The organism is Drancourtella massiliensis, assembly GCF_016900655.1.
GTDB lineage: Bacteria > Bacillota > Clostridia > Lachnospirales > Lachnospiraceae > Sellimonas > Sellimonas catena.
Map to the genome: position 1 here is coordinate 59,137 of NZ_JACJKH010000014.1, position 25,729 is coordinate 84,865.

The window sequence follows — 25,729 nt, forward strand, 5'->3', positions numbered from 1 at the left end:
ATGGAAAAAATCACGTCGCCGTTTTGAACTTATATGTTTTATACTTTCTTTAATACCAATATTTATTATTGGAAGTTATGTAATCAGAGTTTTGATGAAACAATAGATGGAAAGGAAATCTGGAAGAACAGTTACTAAGCGACTTACACATGTGAATGATGTAATGTTGTTATATGCGTACGAGATCATCCGGTAAATTACTATTCAATAGGAAGGAGCCTGAAAATGAAGCACCAAACTATAAAGAGAATATTAGTATTCTCCCTGTGTGCAGTCATGATAAGTTTGTCAGGTTGTTCTAAGGGAGAAGAAAAACAAGAGCAAAAAGAGAAAGAAGTAGTAACTACGGTACTGGAAAAATTGTTTACAATTCCAAATCAGAAAATGCAGGATGCCTATGAAGAAGCAACGAAGATGGCAGAGCAGGCTGCTGCTGAGACAACAGAACCGGGTGCATATGGAGTATATGATTTTCAAAAGTTACTGGAAGAAATGTACGGTTCCTATTTTACAGAGGAAGGAATTGAAAGTATACCATACTGGATTTATACGAATTTGAATGTATATGCTGCGGATCGGGATGTGACAGTTACATTTAAAAATGCAGATGTTCAGCCGGAGGGAAGTTCTGAGGGAAATTATTATACATTTATAACTGAATTAGAGTATTCCATTGGCGAGAAAGAAGCAGTGTTCGAACAGAAAGGGACAGCACTGTTTGAAGATGGAAAGATCAAAAATATTTACTTTGCGGATGGGCTGATGGCAGAGATTGAAAATCAACTGTTTATGTAACAGTTGAGATTAAAATTAATGGGATGGAAATATAAACTTTAAGCTGATAATTTGACAGATAATATGATTACATGGAGCGGATTGGAGTTAAAAAGACGGTACACTGGAAAGCGATGTAAACAGACTTGATTAAGAGCCGAATAGTATGAACGGATACGTGAAATTTCTGCGTATCCGTTTTTCATTATATTGTGAAACTTCCATATAATTCAATGATAGATGATGAAAGTTCTTAAAATAAATAATGATGTAAGGAAAATAAAAATTCATGGATAGAAAAGAGAAACTCATGGTCAATTCGTTGATAAAGAATGACAATTTTGATAATGTCAGTAAAGAAGAAAATATATTATACATGAGGAGAAAATCGCATGGAAGAGACGGGATACACAGTCGGTCGTATGCGGCCTGAATGGGGAAAAGGAGGAGCACAGTCTTTGACTTTCGTGGTAACAGAAGATTGTAATCTGCGATGCAAGTATTGCTATGTCACACATAAATCAAAAGGTAAAGTACTAAATTTAGAAACGGCAAAAAAATTCATAGACTATCTTTTGACAAGTCCGGATATTCATCAGTCCGATTCGGCGGTTCTTGATTTTATTGGAGGAGAACCTTTACTGGAAGCAAAGCTGATTGAAGATATCTGTGATTACTTTAAGATCAGAGCATACGAAGAAGGAAGCCGATGGTACTGGAAGTATCGGATTAATATCAGTACGAATGGTGTGAATTATGACTCCGATGAGGTACAGCATTTGATTCAGAAAAATTCAGGGAAAATTTCTATCGGTATCACTATTGACGGAACAAAAGAAAAGCATGACTTGCAGAGAGTTTTTCCAGATGGTTCTGGGTCTTATGATACTATCCATAAAAATTTGAAATTATGGATGAGTCAGTTTGATGCGAGTACAAAAGTGACATTTGCCAGTGAAGATTTAAAGTATTTAAAAGAAAGTATTCTTCACCTTTGGGATGAAGGAATCTATAATGTTTCCGCAAATGTTGTCTATGAAAATGTCTGGCGTGAAGGTGATGATAAAATCTTTGAAGAGCAGCTCAAAGAACTGGCAGACTATATTGTAGAACATGATCTGTATAATAAAGAATACTGTACATTATTTTTAGATCATATTGGAGCGCCGTATGAAAAAGAAGATTTCAACAACACTAGCTGCGGGGCAGGAAAGATGTTGGCGATCAGTCCGGACGGCAATATCTATCCATGTATGAGGTATTATGATTATTCTCTGAATCATCAGCCGGGTTATATTATTGGAAATTTAGAGGACGGAATTGATTTTGATAAAGCAAGAGTATTCTTGTTGGCAATGTACAAATATCAATGTGATGATGAATGTCTGAGTTGTCCGATTGCCAAAGAATGTGAATTTTGCCAGGGATTTAGTTATGATGAATCTGATTCCGGGACAAATTTTCAGAAGGCAAAATATATATGCAAAATGCATAAAGCAAGAGTGAGAGCGAACAACTACTATTTTGCGAAACTGTATCATAAAACAGGTATCAAAAGACAAAACTTCCATTGGAAAAAAGAAAATCAATATAGGAGGTGCGCAGAATATGAGCAGATATGATTCCAAAGTGAGAAAGACTCCGGCAAATAGTCCAGAGCCAAGATTATGTTTTGGATGTAGGGAATCGTGTTTTCTGGTTAGCTGTGAAGGTACATGCAGTCTGAACTGTACTGTATCTACTAGTTCCAGACCGCCAGTACGCAAAGTGATTAAGTAGTATACTTAACAACAGAATTGCCATGTTTACATGGCAATTCTGTTGTTATATACTCAGTGTATAATATAGTTGCAGAGGTGTATGATGTTTAATATAATTATTCTCAAAAATTTTAAAAGTAATTTACATAATTACATTTTATTTTTCATCAGCAATATTGTTGCGGTGGCGGAGATGATCGCTTTCTGGGGCATGAACGACATTGTGACAAAAGCGATTACAGACGATGTGACGGCAGCGGCACTGAAAATGGACTTCAAGATTGCCGCCGGACTCATTACCGTAATCACCATTTTGCTGATGATTTTTTCTATGAAGCACTATATCCAGCTTCGGATGAAAGACTATTCCACCTTTATTATTCTTGGCATGAGGAAACGAACCTCCTATCTCATGATGCTGACTGAATATGTGGCAGGATGTGTGCTTTCCCTGATTCTGGGGATTCTGCTTGGAGTCGGGCTGTTATACGGCATCCAGTACTGGATCTGGGGCGTCTATCCGGAGTTTATCAAGATCACGGCATTTGACTGGAAGATCCTGAGAAATGCCTGCGGTCTGAGCATCGGAATCATGGCACTTGTTTTCGTGGCGCTGATTACATGGATGGACGGCAAGGATATGAGTGCCTTTATGTCGTCCGCAGAGCAGAATGAGAAGCGCCCGGTCAGCGGGCGGTGGCTGCTTCTGGTCGTATTGGGATTGATTCTCCTTGTGATTGGAGAGGATATGTACCAGGGATCGGATTCTATGTATCTGACGTCCCATGCGGTCTTTCCGGCAGGCATGGTGCTGATTGTTGTGTTTGGACTGGCGTGGGTGCTGGAGCGGCTTCGGAAACGAAAAAAATTTTATCTGCGCCATATTTTTCAGCTAAACTAGTTGTACAGTAAATTCCAGAATAATCTGATGATCCTGATCCTACTTCTGGTGATTCACTTTTTTGCACTGACCTATCTGGCAGTGGAGACTGCCGGCCTTCTGCTCCTTGATAAGTACCGGGAGAATTATCCGTATGACAGTGTATGGATTGCAAGGGAAGATGACAGGGAGTATGCAAAAGAACTGGCTGAAAAAAATGACGGCACCGTAACAGAGATTCCGATGCTGCGCGTCACAACCGCTTATGAAGCACAGCAGATCGGCGTGTCCGCCTCCACATATGAAACATTGTCGGGCAAGAACTGCGATCTGAAGGGGCGTGAGATCTTGTTTGGCATGGAGGATGCAGAATTTCAGAAGGAAAAAAACATAACGAACTGGGATGATCATGAGCTATATGAAAACGTGTTTGTAGGAAACTATGATCCGGAATTTAATCTGATCATGCTGAGGAACACAGAGGAAGGAAAGCCGTATCATTACGAATTGACGAAAGCCTTCACTCAGAGTCTCATTGGGCAATATTCTCTGGATCAGTACCATGAAAACATGGTTATTTTTTCCGACGAGTTCTTTGAAGAACGGTGGCAGGAAGTGCGGAAGGACAAGACGGAAGCGTCCGAGCTTTACCTGTTTACTTTCCCGGCGCGGGAAAGAGTGGAAGCGTACAAAGAATTGACTGCCTATAATAAAGAAAACGGGATCAAAAATAAGCATGAAAAAATGATGGAAAACAGTCTGTACAACACGGAGGAGTTTTTGAAGGGGCAGCGGATGCGTGCGGTATTCAGCCTGTCCAGCAAGCTGTTTTTGATGGCGACCCTTCTGCTCAGCGGATTTTTCGTTGTGGCATTGAAGAACCTGTCGGAGATGACATCTTTCAAACGGCGGTATGAGTTCCTGAATTATATGGGAATGAAAGAAAAGGAGCAGCGAAAGAATATCCGGTTTGAGACAAAGATTTTGACAATGATTTCGGCAGGAGCGGCGTTTGTCATGGGTGTGCTGTATGTATGTTCCTATCTGTATCAGCAAAATACCGGAGGAGGCGACGGAGTCGGAACCGAATTCTGGAAGTACTGGGCGGCGATCATGATCGCCTATTTAGTGATAGTATATTTGATCCAACAGTTATTCGGATGGTATGTGATACGCAGATTAAAACGTGAGAGGAGGAAACAGGGGTAATGCATGTACTGGAAGTAAAAGATTTGATTCGGCATTATCAGAAGTCGTCCTTTAAAAAGAGCGAGGATGATATTAAAGTCCTGAAAGGACTGAATTTTACCGTGGAGGAAGGAGAGTTCGTCGGCATCATGGGAAAATCCGGGTGCGGGAAGACGACTCTTCTGAAGGTACTTGGCATGATCGACAAGCAGACGGATGGAGAGGTTTTCTTCATGGAGCAGAATACCACAGATCTTTTCGGGGATAAGCTGGCGGACATCCGAAGGACCAAGATCGGATTTATCTTTCAGGATTTTTATCTGATGGACAGTCTGTCCGTGGAAGAAAATATCATGCTGCCGATGATCCTCGGAAAAGAAAAAGTGGATGTCATGACAAAGGCGGCGAAGAAATACGCAGATCAGTTTGAGATCACCCATCTGCTCAAGAAGAATCCGTATGAACTGTCCGGAGGAGAAAAGCAAAGAGTGGCGATCTGCCGGGCACTCATCAACGACCCGGATCTGGTACTGGCGGATGAACCGACGGGGAACCTGGACTCCAAGTCCGGGAAGATCGTCATCGACGCTCTGAACCGGATCAACCGGGAGTTCGGAAAGACCATTGTCATGGTCACCCATGATCCGCAGATGGCAAGCAACTGCAGCCGAATCATTCTATTGAAGGACGGGGTGATTCTGGATACCCTCAACCGGGGAGACAATCAGGAGAAATTTTATCAGGAGATTATCGGCCGGATGGCAGATCTGTAATATGGGAAAAGATATTTACAAGCAGTTTTTGAAAACGAGGAAAAGTCAATGACTAAAGTTTCGACGGATACGCGATTTATGCGTATCCGTTTTGTAATTGCGTTGTAAAAAATGTCACAAAAATTAATGATAATAGAGTGAGAAGATATTGAAAATGAATAGTCTGAATGTTATTATTTAGACAAATTAGAGACGAAAAAACATTGTAAACATAAACGTGTTTTTGGCAAGAGGTGAGACCGATGGTGAGTAAATCGAGAGGATAAAAAGTTCATACGAGGCCGGGGAAGGCTGGAGGTGAAGGTGTTATGAAGAAGAGATCGAAATATCAGCAAAAGATCTGGTGGTGCCGCCTGATTGTAAGTGTCGTTCAGATTTTACTGTTTTTGTTTTGTCCCATCATACTGAAAGAGGGGAAGACATGCGGCGCGATGGTGATTTTCACTATGATAGTGGATACGGGATTTCAGATCCGGTATATTCTGCTGATGCTCTGCATGGTGCCGGCCCTGCTTTATCTGATCCGTTTTATCCTTATGATCCGTAATAAAAGTCTTGGCATTTTGGAGAAGCTTTCTGCAAAGACGCTGTGCTGGCTGGGAATTTCTATTTTTGTTGTGTCAGTGCTGCCCATTTCTCCGGATGATTTCAGCAAGACGGATATAGCGGGCATGATGCTTGTATACTGCCTGTTTGTTTTCAGCGGGGGAATTGAGTTTTTATACTGCCGGTGTCAGGAAACAATGGAAGACACCGAGGAAGAAGTGATTGCAGCGCGGGAGAAAGAGAAGATCGACAGACAGCACCGGAAGAAGGCGAATTACTTTCCGGGGAAGTACCCGAAGGAATTTTATCAGGTGATCCGTAGGATGTTCCGGTCCAGAATAAAGGTGCAGATGCTGATGATTGCTTCGGAAGCTTTTGCAGCAGCGAGCCTCTTTATCGTCTTTTCCATGTATGGAATCATGAAAGATACCTATGAGATGGAGAGCTCCATTACCGGGGACGGGCTGTATGGTCTGTTCCGGAGTCTTGGGCTGATTCTGATCCTTTTACACCTCGTGATGATGACGATGATGAGTGCCTGGTATATCAAAGAAGCGAAAAAGGATTTCCGTCTGCTTGTTATTCTGGGAATCAGACGGCGGACAGTCTACATGCAGTTTCTGCTGGAATTCTGGACGGGCGTGCTTGTCGCCGCAGTGTTTGGTCTGGGAGCAGGGGCGGCAGGAGCTTCTGCAATGCGGATGGAGCTGCAAAAAGGGATCCCGGGCGGAGCGGTATTTCCGGAAGTCGTTACCGGAAACTATTTTCTCATCGGACTGATTTCTTTCCTGATTCTGATGGGATTGTCGTTGGCTTTTAATCAGGAAAACTTCATTGACCTGGGACAGTCCGTGGACAGAAATGAGGATGTACAGAAGGAAGAACGATTGAGGAAAGGAATCAGTCTTTGGATTGCAGGAGGAGTGTTTCTGGCAGCTCTGGCGGTGGGATGGTATTCGGTCAGAGAATGGGCGGAGAGCAGGTTTATCCATATTTTGACGGTTGTGGCAATGTTCCTTCTGCTTTCCGGCGGAACAGCACTGTGGATGCGGATACGGGAGAGAAAGCATAGATATGATACCGGTCTTTTGAAAAGGAACCTGTTTTATCACAAGTTTGAGAGTAATATAGAGCGTCTGTTTCTTCTGGCAGTGATTCAGTTCCTTGCGCTTGGGATGTTTGCGGCGCCGATGGCGGGGGCATGTATTCCGCAGAAGATTCCGTCCATGTACCCGTATGATATCGTGGTGACGGCATATGAGCCGGAGCTTGAGAAGCTGGAAGTGATTGCGGATAAGTATGAAGCCCGGGTTACGCAGTATCCGATGCTTCGGATGACTTCCATCTACGGGAGCGATAAAATCAAGCCGTGGAGAAGGACAACCAGACCAATTCAGTGGCCGCAGGGACAGCAGATTGCCATTTCGGAAAGCACCTATCAGCAGATGCGGAAGTTTGTGGGAAAAGAGCCGAAAAAGCTTTCACTGCAGGGCGAGGAGCTGCATGTAGTGTATCAGCAGGATCTGTCTGTCAAGGCACATACGATTGACTGGGATACCGGACGTCTGGAAAAGCATTTAAGGTTCGGCCAGCCTCTGGAATATTATAATCCGGATGATTTTCGCAGATTCTTTCCGGTCAGAACCATCGCAGGCGAAGAGCGAGCCAGCCTGACGGGAAGCTTTCATCAGGGAATGCAGGACAATCTGATCGTGTTGACAGATTCGTATTTTCAGGAAAATTATGACCGGATCACGGCGTATAACAGGAAAAACTGGGAGACGCGACAGAAGATGACGAGAGAAGAGTGGCGGATGTACACAGTCCGGCATCCGGAGAATCTTACAGAGGGCCCAACAACACTCTTCTGTATGAATCTGGATGATGCCCTTGTGGATCAGGCAGCGGCGGATCTGGAATATCTGAACGAGGAGCAGGATTTTGACACGGTATGGGACAATAATATCCAGCCGTTTTATGTGAAATCTCAAATGATCGTCAATACAGAGTCGGAAATCTTTTTTACGAGAATGGGGAATGGATTCATTCTGCTGGTACTGATGATTCTCGGAGTCTTTCAGTTCTTTGTAAAAGTCAAGTCGGAAGAAGATAACTGGCGGTGGGAGAATATCTTCCTGAAACGTCTTGGAATGCACGAGAAGGAACGAAAAGCCAAGCTCCGGTATCAGATCCGGATGTTTGTACTCATACCGGTGCTGTCCGGGATCACGGGAGGAGTTATCTTCGCGGCACTGACTGCAAAGGCAAGGCTGTATACCATGCAGGAAACGTTACAGTTCGCGGGATATCTTGGAATGATCTATCTGATCTGGATTCTGGTGTGGGCAGCGGTCTGTCAGGTGATGAACTGGAATATCTGGAAACATGTTGAGAAAGAATAGGGAAAAAGTAAGATGTTGTGCTCCGGACAGGGGTTTCCTGTTCAGAAAGGAGAGATTATGAAAAGAAAGTATATTTATACAATAGTAGCTGCAGCACTTCTGGTTTGTCTTGGTATGTCGGTCGTTTTTCTAAGACCGGACAAGGAGCAACAGCTCGTAAAGGAGTTCCTGGATCAGACATTCACCAAAAGCGAAGAAAATGCAAAGTTGTATCAGGCGGTCATGGATTCACCGTCCGTCATAGGGCTGGGTGTAGATCAACAGACACAGAAAGAAACGGCAGGAAAAGCGCAGCAGGCGTCGGAAGAATTTGAAAAAGCATACAGCACCTATCTGGATTCAAATGGCATGGATGATTTCCAGAATGGACTGTTTGGCTATATGCTGGACTTGTATACGGCAGACGAGACGTGGGAGATTTCTGAAACAGAAATCATGAAAGATAACGACGCTTACAAATTCCGCGTCAGCATGAATGTGGGAGATACGCCGCAGGAAATTCAGGGAAGAGCAGAAGTGATCGATGGAAAGATCGGCAGCCTGGATGTTACAGAGTTATAGGAAATACTGGGGAAACAGCAGCAGGATTTAGCCTGCTGCGGTTGATTTTTGGTATGCAGAATGTATATACTATAATTGAAATTGAGAAATATCCGGGAAGGAGGAAGCATATGTCTCAGGTTTTAAATGAAATATTAAAAAAATACGTGGAAGACGTGCATAAAATTTATGGAGAAAAACTGAGGACTATCATTTTATATGGCTCTTATGCCAGAGGTGATTTTAGACCGGATTCAGATATTGATATTATGATTCTGGTGGATTTATCAGATGATGAGATAAGGCGGAAGGGACATACACTTTCCGACCTGACTTTTGATTATAATTTTGATCATGATTTGGAAATTATGCCCATTGTGAAAAATCGGGATCATTTTAATAAATGGCTCAGGGCATATCCATTCTATAACAATATCAAGAATGAAGGGGTAGAATTATATGCAGCATAATTTAGATGATATTGGCGGAGCCAGAGAATTAGCTATGCATAGAATCAGCGCTGCAAAAATAAGTGCGACGAAAAACAACCGGGAATGCATCCCATAGAATGAGAGGCACCCGGTTGCTTTTTCTTTTATTTATCAGCTTATAAACATCATCGTCTTACGCTTCAAGAGCCCAGCGGGCAACCGCTTTTGCGCGTTCCAGATATTCCGGAGTATCCTGACAGGTAGATGTGGAATTACAGTTTGTAAACACTTCGGTGCGGTAGTCGGAAATGGTACGGCTTACGCTTGGCAGCGTTACGATATTCCGCACGTGGCGTTTCATCTCTTCCGGATCGGAGCCGGAGCAGGTCAGAAAAATACCGACGCGTTTTTTCGGCCCGATTTGATAGGATTTGCAGGCGAAGGTGCAGCAAAGCCGGTTGATGACGGTCATCATCTGTGCGGCCATGCAGTTATAGTAAACCGGTGCCTCAGCGATAATCACATCCGCTTCGTGTGCCAGATGCAGGATATCCATGAAATCATCTTTTTGCACGCATACGCCGGTTTCGGCACAGCCATAGCATGCCCGGCAGAAGCCGATCTGTTTTTCGCGGATATTTACAAGATGAATTTCGGCTCCATTTTTTTCGGCTTCTTCTTTTGCGGCGGCGATCAATGCGTCTCCGTTTCCGCCGGCAGTAGGCGTTGTAGTTAAAAGCAGTATATTTTTCATTATGGTACCTCCTGATAGTTTCTTTTTTCATGATACTACAAAAAAGAAAATGGAGAAGCCATGTGTTGGTTATAAGGATGAAACCGAAAGGTTTCTACTGTAGCCCGACAGAACCTATCTTGTCATCCACCGTCCGTTTGTAAAGTCCGGGATGGCAACCGGCTGTCCGCCCATTGCGATGGACTGTTCGGAGAGGACGCTGATGCACATCCAGGAAGCCGCGTCATAGACGTCGATCGGGCAAGGCCGTCCGTCGCGGATACACTGTGCGAATTCCCGGAAGACGAGGTAGTCCATACCGCCGTGTCCTCCTTTGATTTCGCTCTTCAAGAAGTCTTTCCAGATCGGATGGTCATACTGCTCTTCGTATTCTTTTGCATTTCCCCAGTGTTTGTTCCAGAAGAATTCCTCTTCCAGGGAATACAGTCCGTCCAGGAAGACGGAATCGGTCTTTTCCTCATACATGCCCTTTGTGCCGCAGACTGTGAAATCACGGCTGTAGTAGCGTGGAAGAGAGGTGTCGAGTGTCAGCAGAATCGTCTCCCCTCCGGCACAGGTGATGACGGTATTGACAACATCACCCTGAGCAAACCGGGCGTGAAGCAGGGACTGGTCGCAGTCCGGGTGCCGGCGCACGTATTCATTCATCCCTTTGGAGATGGAAGCGGTGCTTGTCAGAGTGAGCATCCGGTTTCCGTGGTTGATATCAAGGATCCTTGCGATCGGACCGAGTTCGTGAGTCGGATAGTTCTCCGCATTCCGGTTGAGATAATTTCTGAGACGGTAATGGCGGTTTTCTTTTCCGCGGGTAACCTCGCTTCTCAGATCATGCATATAGCCGCCGCGGCAGTGGACGATATCTCCGAATACGCCCTGCTCTTTCATGTTCAGGGCCATCAGCTCCCGGCGTCCGTAACAGCAGTTTTCCATAAACATAAATGGTGTTTTTGTCTCTTCGTAAGTCCGGACAAGCTCCCAGCATTCTTCCAGACTGTATACGCCTCCGACTTCAATTCCTACCGGGATTCCTGCTTTCATTGCCTGGATGGCAGCAGGTACGTGGTGCTCCCAGGAGGTGGCGATAATCAAAGCGTCAATATCTGAGCGTGTCAGAACTTCTGAATAATCCAGCTCAGCAGCAGGACGATGCCCGCAGCGCTCTTCGATCAGGTCCTGTGCCTGTTTGATTCTGTCTTCATAAGCGTCACATACGACAGAAATCTGCATTTCCGGGATATACAAAAGGGTTTCCTTTAAAAGCATATAGCCTCTGCTTCCCAGTCCGACAAGTCCGATCTTTAATGGTTCCATAATCAAGTCCTCCTTCATGAAATCTCATCCACAGCATAGCACAAAGCAAAGAGAGTTACAATAATCACAATTCTCTTTTCGCCCCTGTTTTCCGATGCCTTTTTTTCTGCTATAATAGGTACCGGAAAAGGAGGAACACAATGAGTTTTGTACATTTGCATGTTCATACAGAATATAGTTTGTTAGACGGTTCCAACAAGATCAAGGAGTATGTCGCGCGCGTGAAGGAACTCGGCATGAACAGTGCCGCCATTACGGATCACGGTGTGATGTACGGTGTGATCGATTTTTATAAAGAAGCAAAGAAGGCGGGGATCAATCCGATCCTTGGATGTGAGGTATATGTGGCTCCGGGTTCCCGGTTTGACCGTGAGGCAGGGCACAATGATGACCGGTATTACCACCTTGTCCTTCTGGCGGAAAATGATGAGGGATACCACAACCTGATGAAGATTGTATCGAGAGGGTTTACGGAAGGGTATTACTACAAGCCGCGTGTGGATAAAGAGCTTTTGAGGCAGTACAGCAGCGGGATCATCGCTCTGAGTGCCTGCCTGGCCGGAGAGGTGCAGAAGAATCTGGTGAGGGGTCTTTATGAAGAGGCCAAGAAAGCCGCATACGAGTATCAGGATATTTTCGGAAAAGGGAACTTTTTCCTGGAGCTGCAGGATCACGGGATGGGCGAGCAGCAGACGGCCAACCAGGGACTTCTTCGTCTGTCGGAAGAGACGGGAATTGAGCTGGTAGCTACCAATGACGTCCACTATACGTACGCGGAAGATGAAAAACCGCATGACATCCTGCTCTGTCTTCAGACAGGAAAGAAGCTTTCCGATGAGAACCGGATGCGTTACGAAGGCGGTCAGTATTATGTAAAGAGTGAAGAGGAGATGCGGGGGCTTTTCCCGTATGCCTTGCAGGCACTTGAGAATACGCAGAAGATCGCAGACCGCTGCCATGTGGAGATTGAATTCGGAGTCACCAAACTCCCGAAATACGATGTGCCGGATGGCTATACCTCGTGGGAATATTTGCAGAAGCTCTGTTTTGACGGGCTGGAGGACCGGTATCCGGGAAGTCCCAAGGAACTGGTGGAGCGGCTGAATTATGAGCTGGATACGATTCGCACGATGGGGTATGTGGACTACTTCCTGATCGTGTGGGATTTCATCAAGTATGCACGGGATCATGACATTATGGTGGGACCGGGAAGAGGTTCCGCGGCGGGAAGTATCGTGTCCTACTGTCTTGGAATTACCAACATTGATCCGATCCGGTATAACCTGCTCTTTGAGCGGTTCCTGAATCCGGAGCGTGTCACCATGCCGGATATCGACGTGGACTTCTGCTTCGAGAGAAGGCAGGAGGTCATCGATTATGTAACGAGAAAATACGGAACAGACCGGGTGGTGCAGATTGTTACCTTCGGTACCCTGGCAGCCCGGGGAGTTATCCGGGATGTGGGGCGTGTCATGGATCTTCCGTACGCCTTTGTAGACAGCATTGCAAAGATGATTCCGACCGAGCTGAATATGACGCTTGACCGGGCGCTTACGATGAATCCGGAGCTGAAAAAGCTGTATGATACGGATGAGCAGGTAAGAGAACTGATTGACATGAGCAGGCGTCTGGAAGGTCTTCCGAGACATACGTCCATGCACGCGGCGGGGGTTGTCATCAGTCAGAAGTCCATCGATGAATATGTGCCGCTCTCCCTTGGATCGGACAATTCTCCGGTGACCCAGTTTACCATGACGACGCTGGAAGAGCTCGGACTTCTGAAGATGGACTTCCTTGGGCTTCGGACCCTTACCGTCATTCAGAATGCGGCCAGGCTTGCCCGGCAAAGCACTGGGAAAAAGATCGATATGTCCAGGATCGATTTTGATGACAAGGCAGTCTTTGACTCCCTTTGCAGTGGAAAGACGGACGGCGTGTTCCAGCTGGAAAGCGCAGGGATGAAGAGCTTCATGAAGGAATTAAAGCCGCGGAATCTGGAGGATGTGATCGCGGGGATTTCTCTGTACCGTCCGGGACCGATGGATTTTATCCCGCAGTATGTCAAAGGAAAGAATCATCCGGAACAGATCACCTATGACTGTCCGCAGTTAAAACCGATTCTGGAACCGACCTACGGATGTATCGTCTATCAGGAGCAGGTTATGCAGATCGTGCGGGATCTGGCGGGATACACGCTGGGGCGAAGCGACATTCTGCGGCGTGCCATGTCAAAGAAAAAGGGCGATGTCATGGAGCGGGAGCGCCAGAATTTCGTCTACGGCAATCCGGAGGAAAACGTGCCGGGATGCGTGGCAAACGGCATCGATGAGAAGACAGCCAACAAGATTTACGACGAGATGATTGATTTTGCGAAATATGCCTTCAACAAGTCTCACGCGGCGGCCTATGCGGTCGTTTCTTATGAGACGGCATGGCTGAAATATTATTATCCGGTAGAATTTATGGCGGCGCTGATGACTTCGGTCATCGATAATCCGGGGAAAGTGGCGGAATACATTTATACCTGTAAGGAGATGGGCATAAAACTGCTGCCTCCGGACATCAATAAAGGATACGGCAACTTTTCCGTGGACGGGGGCGATATCCGTTACGGCCTTGCGGCAATCAAAAGTATCGGACGGTCCGTGATCGATGACATTATCCGGGAAAGAGAGGCCGGGGGAGAGTTCAAAAACCTCCGGGATTTCGCGGAGCGGATGTCCGGCAAGGATATCAACAAGCGGACGATTGAAAACTTCATCAAGTCCGGAGCCTTCGACTGTTTCAGCGGAACGAGAAAGCAGCACATGATGGTGTATCTGCAGATCCTTGACCAGATCAATCAGGAGAAGAAATATTCCATGGCAGGACAGATGAGCCTGTTTGATATTGTGGACGAGGACCAGAAAAAGGAATTCGATATTCAGTTCCCGGACGTGGGCGAATACGAAAAGGAGACGATGCTTGCCTTTGAAAAAGAAGTGCTTGGCGTCTATGTCAGCGGTCATCCGCTGGAAGAATACGAGGAGCGGTGGAAGAAAGCGATCACGGCGACGACGCATGATTTCCAGTACGACGATGAGACCGGCCGCACGAAGGTCCGGGACGGGGCAAAAGAAACCATCGGAGGTATGATTACCTCCCGCACCATCAAATATACGAAGACCAATAAGGTGATGGCATTTATTACCATCGAAGATCTGCTTGGCACGGTAGAAGTCGTGATTTTCCCGCGGGATTACGAGAAGAACCAGCAGTATCTGGAGGTGGACCGGAAGGTGTTCGTAAGGGGACGGGTGTCCGAGGAAGATGAAAGTGCCAGCAAGCTGATCTGTGAGACGATTATTCCGTTTGAACAGACAGAAAAACAGCTCTGGATTCAGTATCCGGATAAGGCATCCTTCCTTCAGGAGGAACAGCTTGTCTACTCCATGCTCCATATGAGTGAAGGCAATGAGAAAGTATTCATTTACTGCCAGGCGGAGCGGGCAGTCAAACAGCTCCCGGCGGGACGGAATGTGGAAATCTCAGAAGAACTCATGAGCAGATTGACGAACTATTTTGGCAAAGAGCGGGTAAAAGTGGTAGAAAAGTCAAAGATATAGGAAAGATATTGAAAAACGAAAATAAATAGTTTAGTATATTACGTGGTTAAACTATTCACAGAAAACACATACAGAAATCAGGGAATGACCTAATGGAGGTATAAGAATCATGGCAAAAGAAATCAGGACAATAGGTGTTTTAACGAGTGGTGGAGATGCGCCGGGAATGAACGCGGCGATTCGTGCCGTTGTAAGAACAGCACTTGGAAATGGACTGAAGGTCAGAGGAATCAGAAGAGGATACTCAGGACTTTTAAATGAAGATATTATTGATATGTCCGCGCGCGATGTTTCCGATACGATTCAGCGCGGAGGTACGATTCTCCAGACTGCAAGATGCCAGGAGATGTGCACAGAAGAAGGGCAGCAGAGAGCGGCAGCGATCTGTAAGAAATATGAGATTGACGGACTGATTGTAATCGGAGGAGACGGTTCCTTTAAAGGAGCAAGAGCGCTGTCCAATCTCGGGGTGAATACGATCGGTCTTCCGGGAACGATTGACCTGGATATCGCATGTACAGAGTACACGATCGGATTTGATACCGCGGTGAATACGGCGATGGAAGCCATCGACAAAGTACGTGATACCTCTACATCCCATGAGAGATGCAGTATCGTTGAGGTTATGGGACGTGATGCGGGATACCTTGCGCTGTGGTGCGGTATTGCCAACGGAGCAGAGAGAATCCTGCTTCCGGAAGAGCATGATTATAATGCAGAGAAGATCATCGAAGATATCAAGCTGAACAGAAAACGCGGAAAGAAGCATTACATCATCATCAATGCAGAAGGTGTCGGTAACTCCGTCGGCCTTGCAAAAGAGATTGAAGAGGCAACAGGCATGGAGACAAGAGCGACGATTCTTGGACACATGCAGCGCGGTGGAAGCCCGACAGCAAAAGACCGTGTCTACGCGTCCATCATGGGAGCAAAGGCAGTGGATCTTCTTCTGGAAGGAAAGACAAACCGTGTCGTAGGCTACAAGCACGGCGAATATGTAGACTTTGATATCGACGAAGCACTGGAAATGGAAAAGGGAATTCCGCAGTATCAGTACGATATTGCAAAAGAACTCTCTCTTTAATTTACCTTGGAGAGCCAAAAAGCAGGGGGTATTGCGTACTCCCTGCTTTTTTATACTTGAAAAGCAAAAACAGAAATTGTACAATGATAGGACAGAAGGTAAAAAGGAGATATGGACTGTGAGTAGCAATAAAAAGGCGGCGCCTGTCGGCGTGTTTGATTCCGGAGTGGGAGGACTGACAGTAACAAGAGAGATCATGCGGCAGCTTCCGGACGAAAATATGGTGTATTTCGGGGACACTGCGAGAGTGCCGTACGGAAGCAAATCGAAAGATAATATCATACGTTACAGTCGCCAGATCATACGGTTCCTGCAGACAAAGAATGTCAAGGCTATTGTGATCGCCTGCAATACAGCCAGTGCGCTGGCGCTGGATGTGGTGAAAGAGGAGACCGACATCCCGATTATGGGAGTGATTGTGCCGGGAGCCGCTGCGGCTGTCCGGGCCACCAGAAATAAAAAGATCGGCGTGATCGGAACAGAGGCAACGATCCGGAGCCGGATGTATTCCAAAGTGATGAAGGAGATGCTTCCGGGAGTGGAAGTGATCGGGAAGCCGTGTCCGTTGTTTGTGCCGATTGTGGAGGAAGGGTTTGCAAAGCACAAGATTGCGGAGGAGGTAATCGATTACTATCTGGCATCGATGAAAGAGACGGATATAGACACAATGATTCTTGGATGCACCCATTATCCGCTGTTAAGATCCCGGATCATGAAATATCTGGGAGACGGCATTCAGCTGGTGAATCCTGCTTATGAGACGGCGATGGAGCTGAAGAAGCTTCTCAGGGAGATGGATCTGCTCAATGAAGGGCAAAGCAGCGCAGAAGAGAGCGGTCAGGTCTGTGCCAACGGCTCCTATGAGTTTTACGTAAGCGATACGGCGGACAAATTCAAGCAGTTTGCAAATTCCATCCTTCCTTATGATATCCGCACAACCCAGCGGATCAATATCGAAGAATATTAAACATGACGGGGAATGATTATGGATAGAGAGATATTACTTGGAATTACAGGAATGCAGTGGGAGATGATGGACGATGGAGAACAGAAGACAGAGGATGCCGAAGCAGTGGAAATGCTTACTTCTGCTGATTATTTCTTTAAAAATGGAAAACATTATTTCGTGTATGATGAGACGTCTGGAAGCGGTCGAAAGATTGGAAAAAGCAAGATCAAAATTACGGGAGACCGGATCGTTGAAATCATGAAAGCAGGAGAGATGAGAGGAGGACTGTTCTTTGAGAAGGACAAGCGCACCCTTACCTGTTATGAGACTCCGTACGGTCAGCTTCACTTTGGCGTCTGGACGACCGGTATTGATGTTGATGTAAAAGAGGACGAAATCCTTGCGGAGATCCGCTACCGGATGGAGATGGAAGACAAGCCGATGGCGGACTGCTGCGTCAAAATTCATGCCTGCAGCAAGGGGGAAAAGTCGGCTCAGATGGTGAGAGAGCTGATGGAGCATCAGAAGCAGGATCTCATAAAAGCAGAATAAAGACAGGACAAAGAGTACATTTCATGCTGGATGAAGAGTACTCTTTTTTTCTATTAGAAGTGTTGTCATGACAGAGATGGAAAGGAGCGGGAATATGAGAAAATATGTACTGACTATTTCGGAGCTTGCAAAGCTTCGAAATACGACAAGTGAGACGCTGAGGCATTATGACAGGATCGGGCTGTTAAAACCGGTCTATGTATCGGACGGCGGACACCGGTATTACTCGATCCGGCAGTATGAAAAGCTTGGGACGATTCTGGAACTCAAAGAGATGGGGATGTCGCTGGAGGAGATCAAGGAATATTTCGAGAACCGGAACCTGAGGAAATCCTATGAGATGCTGAAAACGTACCAGCAGCGGTTTGAGGAACGGCTCAAGGAGCAGATCCGGCTCAATGAGATCATGCGGGAAAAGCTGGAGTTCGTCCGGAGTCTGTTCTCCCTTCCGGAAATGGAGACGATTTTCGAGGAGGAGTTTCCGTTACGCCATATGATTACTCTTGGCAGGGAGTCCGGCGACCGGGAAGAGCACGCCATGGCCTTTACGAAGCTGGAAGGGAGCCTGGAAGAGAAGATCCCGATTCTTGCGACGGACCGGATGGGCGTATTTTCGGATCAGAGAATCCTGATTCCAAGCGACGAGATGATTCCGGCTGTCCCGATGGTACTGGTGGATTCGGGAAAAGAAGGAAACAAGTACGTCCGGGAAATCCAGGCGGGAAAGTATGTCTGCATGATGTACAAAAATGGTCTTCTTGAGAAATATCATCCGTCCTTTGAAAAGATCAAACAGTATCTGTATCAGAAGCATTACCGGATCTGCGGACCGATTCTGCAGATCTATATTGTGGATGCGACCCTGACCAACGAAGAAGAGGAAAAGGTTCTGGAGATCCAGATCCCGGTAGAAGAATAGGGAAAACCCTCCCAATCAGGCTGATTTCGACAAAATTTAACAGTACTTTACAAAAACGTGCATTGAAATTTGTGTAACACAAAGATTTAAATTGAACTCGTAAAGGATAATCAGTTTGATTAGAGGAGGAAGAAAATGAAAGTGAGATTTGCAAAAGCGGCTGCAGCAGCTCTCGCGGCAGCAATGTTACTGACAGGATGTGGTTCTTCAGGAAGCACAAACAATGAAAATCTGGATTTAAACAGTATGTCACTGGAAGAGATTGAAGAGAAAGCAAAAGAAGAGGGAGAAGTCAACTCGGTAGGAATGCCGGATGACTGGGCAAACTGGGATGACACCTGGGCAGGCCTCAAGGAGAAATATGGACTGGAGCATACGGACGTGGATCTTTCCTCCGCGGAGGAGCTTTCCATGTTTGAAGCTGAGAAAAACAATGCGACAAAAGATATCGGAGACGTGGGAGAGACCTACGGTGCTGTTGCGGAAGACCAGGGCCTGACACTGAAATATAAGACAAGCTACTGGGATGAGATTCCGGACTGGGCAAAAGACGATGACGGCGACTGGGTCGTTGCATATTACGGAACCATGGGAATCATCACAAACAAGAAACTCGTATCCGATGCACCGACTTCCTTTGCGGATCTTCTGGAAGGAGACTACATGGTTTCCGTTGGAGACGTTGCAAGATCCACAAGAGCACAGTATGCAGTCCTTGCGGCGGCTTATGCAATGGGAGGCGATGAAAACAATATCCAGCCTGGACTTGACTTTTTCAAACAGATTGCAGAGCAGGGAAGACTGGACAAAGGAGAATTTACGCTGAGCAGAATGGAAAAAGGAGAGATCGAAGTTGCGATTGTATGGGATTTCGTAGGAATCGGTTACCGTGAACAGATCAAGGAAAACAATCCGGACGCGGACTTTGAGATCTGTATTCCGGAAGAAGGATCCGTACAGAGCGGATACGCTACCATCATCAATGCCTATACGAAACGTCCGCATGCAGCGGCTCTTACCAGAGAATACATTTTAAGTGATGAAGGACAGCTCAACCTGGCAAAAGGATATGCAAGAACAGTCAGAGATGTAGAACTTCCGGCAGAACTGGAAGAAAAGATGATTCCGGACGAACAGTACCAGAATGTACACATGGTAGAAGATGCGGAAGGATGGCAGAAGACAACGGAAGAACTTCCGACACTTTGGAATGAACAGGTACTTGCCTACGCAAATTAGGAGATGGGATCATGAAAAAATCAAGGAGCAAAACGTATTTACTGGCACTGCTTCCGTTCCTTGTGCTGGTCGGGATGTTTGAGATCGTACCGGTCATCTCGATTATCGTACAGAGCTTCATGCCGTCCGGTTCGGGAGCGGGAGTCACACTGGATAATTACATTCGGGTTTTTAGTGAAAAGCTGTACCAGACAGCAATTATCAACAGCGTGGTGATCGCAGTCTTTTCCTCGCTGATAGGCCTTGTGATCGCGTTTTTCGGCGCGAAAGCGGCCAATGAAAAAGGCGGAAAAATCGGGAGACTCTTCATGAGCCTTCTGAACATGGTCTCCAACTTCTCCGGAGTACCGCTTGCCTTTGCCTACATCATCATGCTTGGAAATACAGGAATCCTGACCCTGATCGGGCAGAAATACGGGATCGGATTCCTGGCGGAATTCCCGCTTTATTCTACAGTGGGGCTGATGATTACCTACATTTATTTCCAGGTTCCCCTTGCAACGCTGCTTCTGATTCCGGTATTTGATTCCGTGAAAAAGGAGTGGAAAGAAGCGGTCGGAATTCTGGGAGGCACACAGAAAACATTCTGGTTCAAAGTCGGAATTCCGGTTATGATGCCGGGAATCCTGGGAACCTTTTCGACACTGTTTGCCAATGCCATTGCGGCTTATGCAACAGCATACGCGCTGGTCATGAACAATGTTTCCATTCTGCCGATCCGGATTTCGGAGCAGTTTGTCGGTGACGTTGTCCAGAATCCACAGCTTGGCGGTGCCCTTGCGGTCGTACTGATGGCGCTGATGGTACTTTCGATTCTTTTAAATGACGGGATTTTGAAGAAGGACAGGAGGAGAAGCAATGGCAGGTAAAAAGAAAAAGACGGGAAGCATGGTTGTGCTTATTATTGTTGCGCTGTACCTTCTGATCCCGCTGGTTTTAACATTTTTATATTCCCTGTTTACGGAATGGATATCCATTCTGCCAAACGGTTTTACCTTGAATGCCTATGTGGAATTATTTCAGGACAGCTATTTTTGGCAGAGTATTGTGCGGACGCTTCTGATTTCGATACTTCCGATCGCGATCTGTACGCTGGTCGTGCTGCTGGCCATGTATGTGGTAGTTGTATACGTGCCGGCGCTTGACAAGGTGATGAAGATGATCTGTACGATCCCGTACGCGATCCAGGGCGTCATCCTCCCGATCAGTGTGCTCGGACTGTACGCAGGAGCGCCGGAACCGTTTTCCAATCGTGTGTTTATGCTGGTATGCACCTATTGTATCGTCGTTCTTCCGTATGTTTATCAGGGAGTGAGAAACAATCTGGACGCAGTGTCCGCTCCGAGGCTTCTGGAAGCGGCGCAGATGCTGGGAGCAGGAAAGTTCTATGCATTCTGGAGGATCATTCTTCCGAATATCACAAATGGAATCATGGTATCCGTCATGCTGGCCATGTCCATCGTGTTTGGAGATTTCGTAATTATCAATACACTGGCAGGAAACTATTTCCCGACCGGACAGATGTACCTGTATTCGGCAATGAGACAGTCCGGACAGAAGGCAAGTGCCGTGATCGTGATTCTGTTTATTATCACGCTGGCAATTTCACTTGTGGGATTTGGTCTGCAGAAAAGCAAGAAAAGGAGATAAGAGAAGATGTCTTACATAGAGTTTCAGAATATCAACAAGTTTTACGGAAAAAACCAGGTATTGAAAGATATCAGCCTGAACATTGAAAAAGGACAGTTTGTGACATTGCTCGGACCTTCCGGATGCGGAAAAAGTACGCTTCTTAGGTGTCTGTCCGGCCTCGAAGAGATCAGCTCCGGCCGGATCATCATGGATGGAAAAGACATTACCAATCTGGAACCAAAAGACAGAAACATCGGAATGGTGTTCCAGCACTACAGCCTCTTTCCGAATATGACAGTAGAGGAAAACATTGCCTTCGGTCTGAAAATGCAGAAGAAAAGCAAAGAAGAAATCAAGGCGAAAGTGGATTCTGCGATTCAGATCGTGGAGCTGGAAGGAAAGGAAAAGGCCTATCCGGAAAATCTTTCCGGAGGACAGCAGCAGAGAGTGGCGCTTGCGAGAAGTATCGTGCAGCAGCCAAAGGTTCTGCTTCTGGATGAGCCGTTAAGCGCCATCGATGCGAAGCTTCGGAAGTCTCTGCAGAACAGCATCAAGCAGATTCACAAGGATCTGGGACTGACCTGTATTTTCGTAACCCATGATCAGGACGAGGCGATGGTAATGTCTGATACGATCCACCTCTTCCACGAGGGACGCATTGAACAGTCCAGCGATCCGATTACCATGTATACATCTCCGGTAAGTCAGTTTGCAGCGGCATTCATCGGTAACTATAATATTCTTTCCCGGGAGCAGTTCACGTCCGTAACCGGAAAGAAGATTGCTTCCGAAAACGGAATCGCAATCCGTCCGGAAACGATTCAGATTGTAACAGATCCGTCGGAAGAGACAGATTATACATTTGACGGTGTAATTATTGATAATACACCAAAAGGAAACGTTTTGCAGTATAATATTAACGTAAATGGTGTTAAAATGAAAGTAGACGTACTCTTCAGGAGTAAGGTACTCTTCGAAAACGGACAGAAACTTCGTCTGTCTGTAGCAGATCACAACTGCATCAGAATTTAGCAGAAAGGAACAAAAACGACTATGAAACATGGAATCGTCAATTCGCTCGAAATCCCGCGTTTTTCAGGGATTCAGACCTTTATGAGAATGGAGAATGACACGGATCTTCAGGATGCGGACTTTGTCGTGGCAGGAATTCCGTTCGATACCTGTGCGACTTACCGTGCAGGGGCCAGATTTGGCCCGGCCGCGGTCAGGGAAATGTCTTCTCTGGCGGCCAAACCGTATAATCCCGTTCTGGAAGTGGATATTTTCGGGGAATGCCGGGGAGTGGACTACGGCGATCTTCCGACGGTGCCGGGGTATGTGGAGGAGACTTTTGACAAGGTGGATGCGCAGATGAGAACACTCTTTGAAAGCGGAGCCGTTCCGATTGTCATCGGAGGAGACCACAGTGTGACGCTGCCGGAACTTCGGGCATGCAAGGATGTACACGGAGAGGTGGCGCTGATTCATTTTGACGCCCACTACGATACGATCAAAGAATACTTCGGAAAACCGTACAGCCACGGTACACCGTTTTACCATGCGGCAAAGGAAGGGCTGGTGGATCCGTCCTGCTCCATTCAGGTAGGAATCAGGGAAGGGCTTTACGGACCGGAGGACGCGCAGAATTCCGCAAATCTCGGGTACGAGTCCATCGATGCTCTTACGATGCACCACATGAGTGCACAGGAGGTCATAGACCGGATCAAAAGCAGGGTTGGCGGAAAGAAAGTGTTCCTGACATTTGATATCGATTTCCTGGATCCGGCATTTGCTCCGGGAACCGGTACACCGGTGCCGGGCGGATTTTCCACCTGGGAGACGCTGGAGATCCTGCATGGCTTAAAAGATCTGGATGTTGTGGGATACGATGTGGTAGAAGTGGCAAACGCATTTGACGGTTCGGGAATCACTGCCATCGCGGCAGCAGGAATCATTCAGGAGTTCATGTCTCATATTGCATGGAGGAAAAAGCATGGAAAAGATCAAAGATAGGATTGGTGAAAATCCGGTCGTAGAAAAGCTTGCACGAGCAGAGGAAACAGCGTGGATCAATCCGAAAAAAGAATGCTGGGATGATGCCGGAGAAACTTTTGATGTCCGGCCGGAAGAGATTGAGGATGCAAGGGCAAGACTGGAGCGGTTTGCACCGCTGATTCTCAGGTATTTCCCGGAGACGAAAGACCGGGGAGGACTCATCGAGTCCCCTCTTGAGGAAATCCCGAAGATGAAGGCGGCGCTGGAAGAAAAGACCGGAAGTGCTGTTGACGGAAGACTGTTTTTAAAGGAAGACAGCCATCTTGCCATTGCAGGTTCCGTCAAGGCAAGGGGCGGGATTTATGAGGTGCTGAAATACGCGGAGGATCTTGCGGTGAAACACGGCCTCTTGAAAGATGGCGACAGCTACGAGGTGCTTGGCGAGGAAGAGAATCGTGCAGTATTCCGGAAGTATACGATTCAGGTGGGATCCACAGGAAATCTGGGGCTCAGCATCGGTATTATCAGTGCAGTTCTCGGATTTCGGGTCATTGTTCATATGTCTGCGGATGCAAAAGAATGGAAGAAACAGCTTCTTCGGAAGTTCGGCGTCGAAGTCAGGGAATATGAGCAGGACTACGGAGAAGCGGTCAGACAGGGAAGGGCGCTCTCGGACCAGGACTCAAACAGCTATTTTGTGGATGATGAAAATTCCAGAACACTCTTCCTTGGATACGCGACAGCAGGAAAACGGCTGAAAGAGCAGCTGGATGAACAGAAGATTGTCGTAGATAAGGAGCATCCGCTCTTTGTCTATATTCCATGCGGAGTCGGCGGAGCGCCGGGCGGCATTACGGCGGGACTCAAATGGGTGTTTGGCGATGCGGTGCATTGTTTCTTCGCGGAGCCGGTGCAGGCTCCTTGTATGCTGCTTGGTATGGCATCCGGACTGCACAATGAGATTGCGGTTCAGGATATCGGACTGACAGGAAAGACCGATGCAGACGGACTTGCGGTAGGACGTCCGTCTGCCTTTGCGGGAAAGATGATGGAACGTGTATTAAGCGGCGAAGTGACAGTGGAAGACCGGAAACTTCTTCAGTATATGAAGCTTTTGATGGATACGGAAGAGATTTTCCTGGAGCCGAGCGCCTGCGCCGGATTTGCAGGTGTGTCAGCGATGGCAGCACAGGAGGAATTTCAGAAGTATGTGAAGGAACACGGGCTGGAGCCGGTGATGGAAAACGCCGTACAGATCGTCTGGGCGACCGGAGGAAGCCTGGTGCCGGAAGAGATGCGCAGGCAGTATCTGGAAGAGGCACGGATCCTGTCACTGAACGTACCGGGATTTACGGAAAGTGGAAACTGGTACAAAGGAAACCTTCACAGCCACACGGTCAATTCTGACGGCCATCTGACACCGGCGGAGTCGGTGAAACTGTTCCGGGAGCACGGGTATCATTTCCTCTGCTTTTCCGAACACGATCGTTATACCGATTACAGGGACGAATTTGACTGTGAGGACTTTATTATCCTTCCGGGGCTTGAGGCCTCTGCCGTGCTCTATGAGTCAGAAGGATCGAAACTCAGACCGAAGGTGCATCACATCCATGGAATTCTCGGCACGAAAGAAATGCAGAAACAGGCCACAAAAGAGCCGTACAAGCATATGGAAATCCATCCGGTGGACAAATATTACGGAGACTGGGATGGAGCGAAAGCAGCGCAGAAACTGGCGGATGAGATGACGTCCAGAGGAATGATCGCGACCTACAATCATCCGATCTGGTCCAGAGTGCGGGAGGAAGAATTCATCCATACAAAAGGAATCTGGGCGCTGGAAATCTATAATTACGGCACGGTAAATGAAAGTGCCACCGGATATGATGAGACATACTGGGATGTCATGCTGCGGGAAGGGAAACAGATCTTTGCCTTTGCATCCGATGACAATCATAATGACGGGATTGTGGAAGACGCCTGCGGCGGATATATCGTTGTAAAGGCAGAGGAACTTTCCCGCGAAGCGATTGTAAAAAACATGCTGGCAGGAAATTATTATTCATCCTCAGGACCGGAAATCTACGACTGGGGAATCCGGGACGGAAAAGCATATGTCAGCTCAAGCCCGGTGTACAGAATCGATTTTATCGCAGGCAACTGTATTAACGACGGGACATCAATTGTATGCAGATCTGTGGACGAGACAGTGGAAAGCGGCGAATATGTCCTTAAAGGACATGAGAAATATGTGAGGGTAAAATGTACTGACCGGTACGGAAAGACTGCATGGAGCAATCCGATTTTCCTTGACCGGGAAAATGCATAGTTTTCCGGAAGGGGAAAGCGAAAGAAGATACCGGAGAGTCCGGAATCATTAATAGAAAAAGAGACA

At 46.8% G+C, this 25,729-nt stretch carries 21 protein-coding genes; 19 read left to right on the forward strand and 2 right to left on the reverse strand.

Features of this window, described 5'->3' with window-relative positions:
* Nucleotides 1–276: 276 nt before the first annotated feature.
* The 8 genes from H6A32_RS09085 to H6A32_RS09120 all read left to right on the forward strand — a co-directional run bounded on the left by H6A32_RS09085 (nucleotide 277) and on the right by H6A32_RS09120 (nucleotide 9,333).
* Nucleotides 277–795 carry a hypothetical protein gene (locus H6A32_RS09085; RefSeq protein ID WP_204864189.1) on the forward strand — a complete coding sequence of 173 codons (519 nt, stop codon included), beginning with the start codon at nucleotides 277–279 and terminating at the stop codon, nucleotides 793–795.
* 371 nt (nucleotides 796–1,166) lie between these two features.
* Nucleotides 1,167–2,396, forward strand: a complete 1,230-nt coding sequence (locus tag H6A32_RS09090; protein ID WP_204864190.1) for a radical SAM peptide maturase, CXXX-repeat target family — start codon at nucleotides 1,167–1,169, stop codon at nucleotides 2,394–2,396.
* A gap of 241 nt (nucleotides 2,397–2,637) precedes the next feature.
* Nucleotides 2,638–3,435, forward strand: coding sequence for an FtsX-like permease family protein (locus tag H6A32_RS09095; RefSeq protein WP_204864191.1), 798 nt, complete (start codon nucleotides 2,638–2,640; stop codon nucleotides 3,433–3,435).
* A 27-nt stretch (nucleotides 3,436–3,462) separates the two neighbouring features.
* Nucleotides 3,463–4,623 carry a hypothetical protein gene (locus tag H6A32_RS09100; RefSeq protein WP_204864192.1) on the forward strand — a complete coding sequence of 387 codons (1,161 nt, stop codon included), beginning with the start codon at nucleotides 3,463–3,465 and terminating at the stop codon, nucleotides 4,621–4,623.
* On the forward strand, nucleotides 4,623–5,375 hold the full coding sequence (locus H6A32_RS09105) for an ABC transporter ATP-binding protein (protein ID WP_204864193.1): 753 nt from the start codon (nucleotides 4,623–4,625) through the stop codon (nucleotides 5,373–5,375). Before H6A32_RS09100 ends, H6A32_RS09105 begins: the two co-directional genes overlap by 1 nt.
* Nucleotides 5,376–5,683: 308 nt before the next feature.
* Nucleotides 5,684–8,323, forward strand: a complete 2,640-nt coding sequence (locus tag H6A32_RS09110) for an FtsX-like permease family protein (protein WP_204864194.1) — start codon at nucleotides 5,684–5,686, stop codon at nucleotides 8,321–8,323.
* Nucleotides 8,324–8,380: 57 nt separating this feature from the next.
* Entirely contained in the window at nucleotides 8,381–8,884 is a 504-nt protein-coding gene (locus tag H6A32_RS09115) for a hypothetical protein (RefSeq protein WP_204864195.1), read from the forward strand.
* Between the two features lie 41 nt (nucleotides 8,885–8,925).
* Nucleotides 8,926–9,333, forward strand: coding sequence for a nucleotidyltransferase domain-containing protein (locus H6A32_RS09120; RefSeq protein ID WP_346342262.1), 408 nt, complete (start codon nucleotides 8,926–8,928; stop codon nucleotides 9,331–9,333).
* 154 nt (nucleotides 9,334–9,487) lie between these two features.
* On the opposite strand, the gene H6A32_RS09125 is transcribed toward H6A32_RS09120, so the two are convergent.
* Complete coding sequence (locus H6A32_RS09125; protein ID WP_204864196.1) at nucleotides 9,488–10,048, reverse strand: flavodoxin family protein; 561 nt, start codon at nucleotides 10,046–10,048, stop codon at nucleotides 9,488–9,490.
* A 114-nt stretch (nucleotides 10,049–10,162) separates the two neighbouring features.
* Complete coding sequence (locus H6A32_RS09130; protein WP_204864197.1) at nucleotides 10,163–11,359, reverse strand: Gfo/Idh/MocA family protein; 1,197 nt, start codon at nucleotides 11,357–11,359, stop codon at nucleotides 10,163–10,165.
* A 140-nt stretch (nucleotides 11,360–11,499) separates the two neighbouring features.
* Between H6A32_RS09130 and H6A32_RS09135 the strand changes: the two genes are divergently transcribed.
* The 11 genes from H6A32_RS09135 (at nucleotide 11,500) to H6A32_RS16865 (ending at nucleotide 25,663) form a co-directional block, all read left to right on the forward strand.
* Nucleotides 11,500–14,964 carry a DNA polymerase III subunit alpha gene (locus tag H6A32_RS09135; protein ID WP_204864198.1) on the forward strand — a complete coding sequence of 1,155 codons (3,465 nt, stop codon included), beginning with the start codon at nucleotides 11,500–11,502 and terminating at the stop codon, nucleotides 14,962–14,964.
* 109 nt (nucleotides 14,965–15,073) lie between these two features.
* Nucleotides 15,074–16,048, forward strand: a complete 975-nt coding sequence (gene pfkA / locus H6A32_RS09140; protein ID WP_087167112.1) for a 6-phosphofructokinase — start codon at nucleotides 15,074–15,076, stop codon at nucleotides 16,046–16,048.
* A gap of 118 nt (nucleotides 16,049–16,166) precedes the next feature.
* Nucleotides 16,167–17,015 (forward strand): glutamate racemase, encoded by an 849-nt coding sequence (murI, locus tag H6A32_RS09145; RefSeq protein WP_191426427.1) that lies wholly within the window; start codon nucleotides 16,167–16,169, stop codon nucleotides 17,013–17,015.
* Nucleotides 17,016–17,033: 18 nt separating this feature from the next.
* Nucleotides 17,034–17,549 (forward strand): DUF1934 domain-containing protein, encoded by a 516-nt coding sequence (locus H6A32_RS09150; RefSeq protein ID WP_158099304.1) that lies wholly within the window; start codon nucleotides 17,034–17,036, stop codon nucleotides 17,547–17,549.
* Between the two features lie 94 nt (nucleotides 17,550–17,643).
* The gene (locus H6A32_RS09155; RefSeq protein WP_204864199.1) at nucleotides 17,644–18,468 is read left to right on the forward strand and encodes a MerR family transcriptional regulator; all 825 of its coding nucleotides are present in this window, start codon (nucleotides 17,644–17,646) and stop codon (nucleotides 18,466–18,468) included.
* 135 nt (nucleotides 18,469–18,603) lie between these two features.
* The gene (locus H6A32_RS09160; RefSeq protein WP_204864200.1) at nucleotides 18,604–19,707 is read left to right on the forward strand and encodes an ABC transporter substrate-binding protein; all 1,104 of its coding nucleotides are present in this window, start codon (nucleotides 18,604–18,606) and stop codon (nucleotides 19,705–19,707) included.
* Nucleotides 19,708–19,718: 11 nt separating this feature from the next.
* A complete protein-coding gene (locus H6A32_RS09165; RefSeq protein WP_204864201.1) occupies nucleotides 19,719–20,576 on the forward strand; it encodes an ABC transporter permease in 858 nt (285 codons plus the stop codon).
* Nucleotides 20,566–21,357 (forward strand): ABC transporter permease, encoded by a 792-nt coding sequence (locus tag H6A32_RS09170; protein WP_087255283.1) that lies wholly within the window; start codon nucleotides 20,566–20,568, stop codon nucleotides 21,355–21,357. The genes H6A32_RS09165 and H6A32_RS09170 overlap by 11 nt, the downstream gene beginning before the upstream one ends.
* Before the next feature lie 6 nt (nucleotides 21,358–21,363).
* Complete coding sequence (locus H6A32_RS09175; RefSeq protein WP_087167116.1) at nucleotides 21,364–22,371, forward strand: ABC transporter ATP-binding protein; 1,008 nt, start codon at nucleotides 21,364–21,366, stop codon at nucleotides 22,369–22,371.
* A 21-nt stretch (nucleotides 22,372–22,392) separates the two neighbouring features.
* Nucleotides 22,393–23,352, forward strand: a complete 960-nt coding sequence (gene speB, locus H6A32_RS09180; RefSeq protein ID WP_204864202.1) for an agmatinase — start codon at nucleotides 22,393–22,395, stop codon at nucleotides 23,350–23,352.
* A complete protein-coding gene (locus H6A32_RS16865; RefSeq protein ID WP_346342263.1) occupies nucleotides 23,333–25,663 on the forward strand; it encodes a D-serine ammonia-lyase in 2,331 nt (776 codons plus the stop codon). Before speB ends, H6A32_RS16865 begins: the two co-directional genes overlap by 20 nt.
* Nucleotides 25,664–25,729 lie beyond the last annotated feature (66 nt).

Excerpts from the sequence above, each read along its gene's own strand:
- H6A32_RS09085 (WP_204864189.1), top strand. The coding sequence starts at position 277 with ATGATAAGTTTGTCAGGTTGTTCTAAGGGAGAAGAAAAACAAGAGCAA.
- H6A32_RS09090 (WP_204864190.1), top strand. The coding sequence starts at position 1,167 with ATGGAAGAGACGGGATACACAGTCGGTCGTATGCGGCCTGAATGGGGA.
- H6A32_RS09095 (WP_204864191.1), top strand. The coding sequence starts at position 2,638 with ATGTTTAATATAATTATTCTCAAAAATTTTAAAAGTAATTTACATAAT.
- H6A32_RS09100 (WP_204864192.1), top strand. The coding sequence starts at position 3,463 with ATGATCCTGATCCTACTTCTGGTGATTCACTTTTTTGCACTGACCTAT.
- H6A32_RS09105 (WP_204864193.1), top strand. The coding sequence starts at position 4,623 with ATGCATGTACTGGAAGTAAAAGATTTGATTCGGCATTATCAGAAGTCG.
- H6A32_RS09110 (WP_204864194.1), top strand. The coding sequence starts at position 5,684 with ATGAAGAAGAGATCGAAATATCAGCAAAAGATCTGGTGGTGCCGCCTG.
- H6A32_RS09115 (WP_204864195.1), top strand. The coding sequence starts at position 8,381 with ATGAAAAGAAAGTATATTTATACAATAGTAGCTGCAGCACTTCTGGTT.
- H6A32_RS09125 (WP_204864196.1), bottom strand. The coding sequence starts at position 10,048 with ATGAAAAATATACTGCTTTTAACTACAACGCCTACTGCCGGCGGAAAC.
- H6A32_RS09130 (WP_204864197.1), bottom strand. The coding sequence starts at position 11,359 with ATGGAACCATTAAAGATCGGACTTGTCGGACTGGGAAGCAGAGGCTAT.
- H6A32_RS09135 (WP_204864198.1), top strand. The coding sequence starts at position 11,500 with ATGAGTTTTGTACATTTGCATGTTCATACAGAATATAGTTTGTTAGAC.
- pfkA (WP_087167112.1), top strand. The coding sequence starts at position 15,074 with ATGGCAAAAGAAATCAGGACAATAGGTGTTTTAACGAGTGGTGGAGAT.
- H6A32_RS09150 (WP_158099304.1), top strand. The coding sequence starts at position 17,034 with ATGGATAGAGAGATATTACTTGGAATTACAGGAATGCAGTGGGAGATG.
- H6A32_RS09155 (WP_204864199.1), top strand. The coding sequence starts at position 17,644 with ATGAGAAAATATGTACTGACTATTTCGGAGCTTGCAAAGCTTCGAAAT.
- H6A32_RS09160 (WP_204864200.1), top strand. The coding sequence starts at position 18,604 with ATGAAAGTGAGATTTGCAAAAGCGGCTGCAGCAGCTCTCGCGGCAGCA.
- H6A32_RS09165 (WP_204864201.1), top strand. The coding sequence starts at position 19,719 with ATGAAAAAATCAAGGAGCAAAACGTATTTACTGGCACTGCTTCCGTTC.
- H6A32_RS09170 (WP_087255283.1), top strand. The coding sequence starts at position 20,566 with ATGGCAGGTAAAAAGAAAAAGACGGGAAGCATGGTTGTGCTTATTATT.
- H6A32_RS09175 (WP_087167116.1), top strand. The coding sequence starts at position 21,364 with ATGTCTTACATAGAGTTTCAGAATATCAACAAGTTTTACGGAAAAAAC.
- speB (WP_204864202.1), top strand. The coding sequence starts at position 22,393 with ATGAAACATGGAATCGTCAATTCGCTCGAAATCCCGCGTTTTTCAGGG.
- H6A32_RS16865 (WP_346342263.1), top strand. The coding sequence starts at position 23,333 with ATGGAAAAGATCAAAGATAGGATTGGTGAAAATCCGGTCGTAGAAAAG.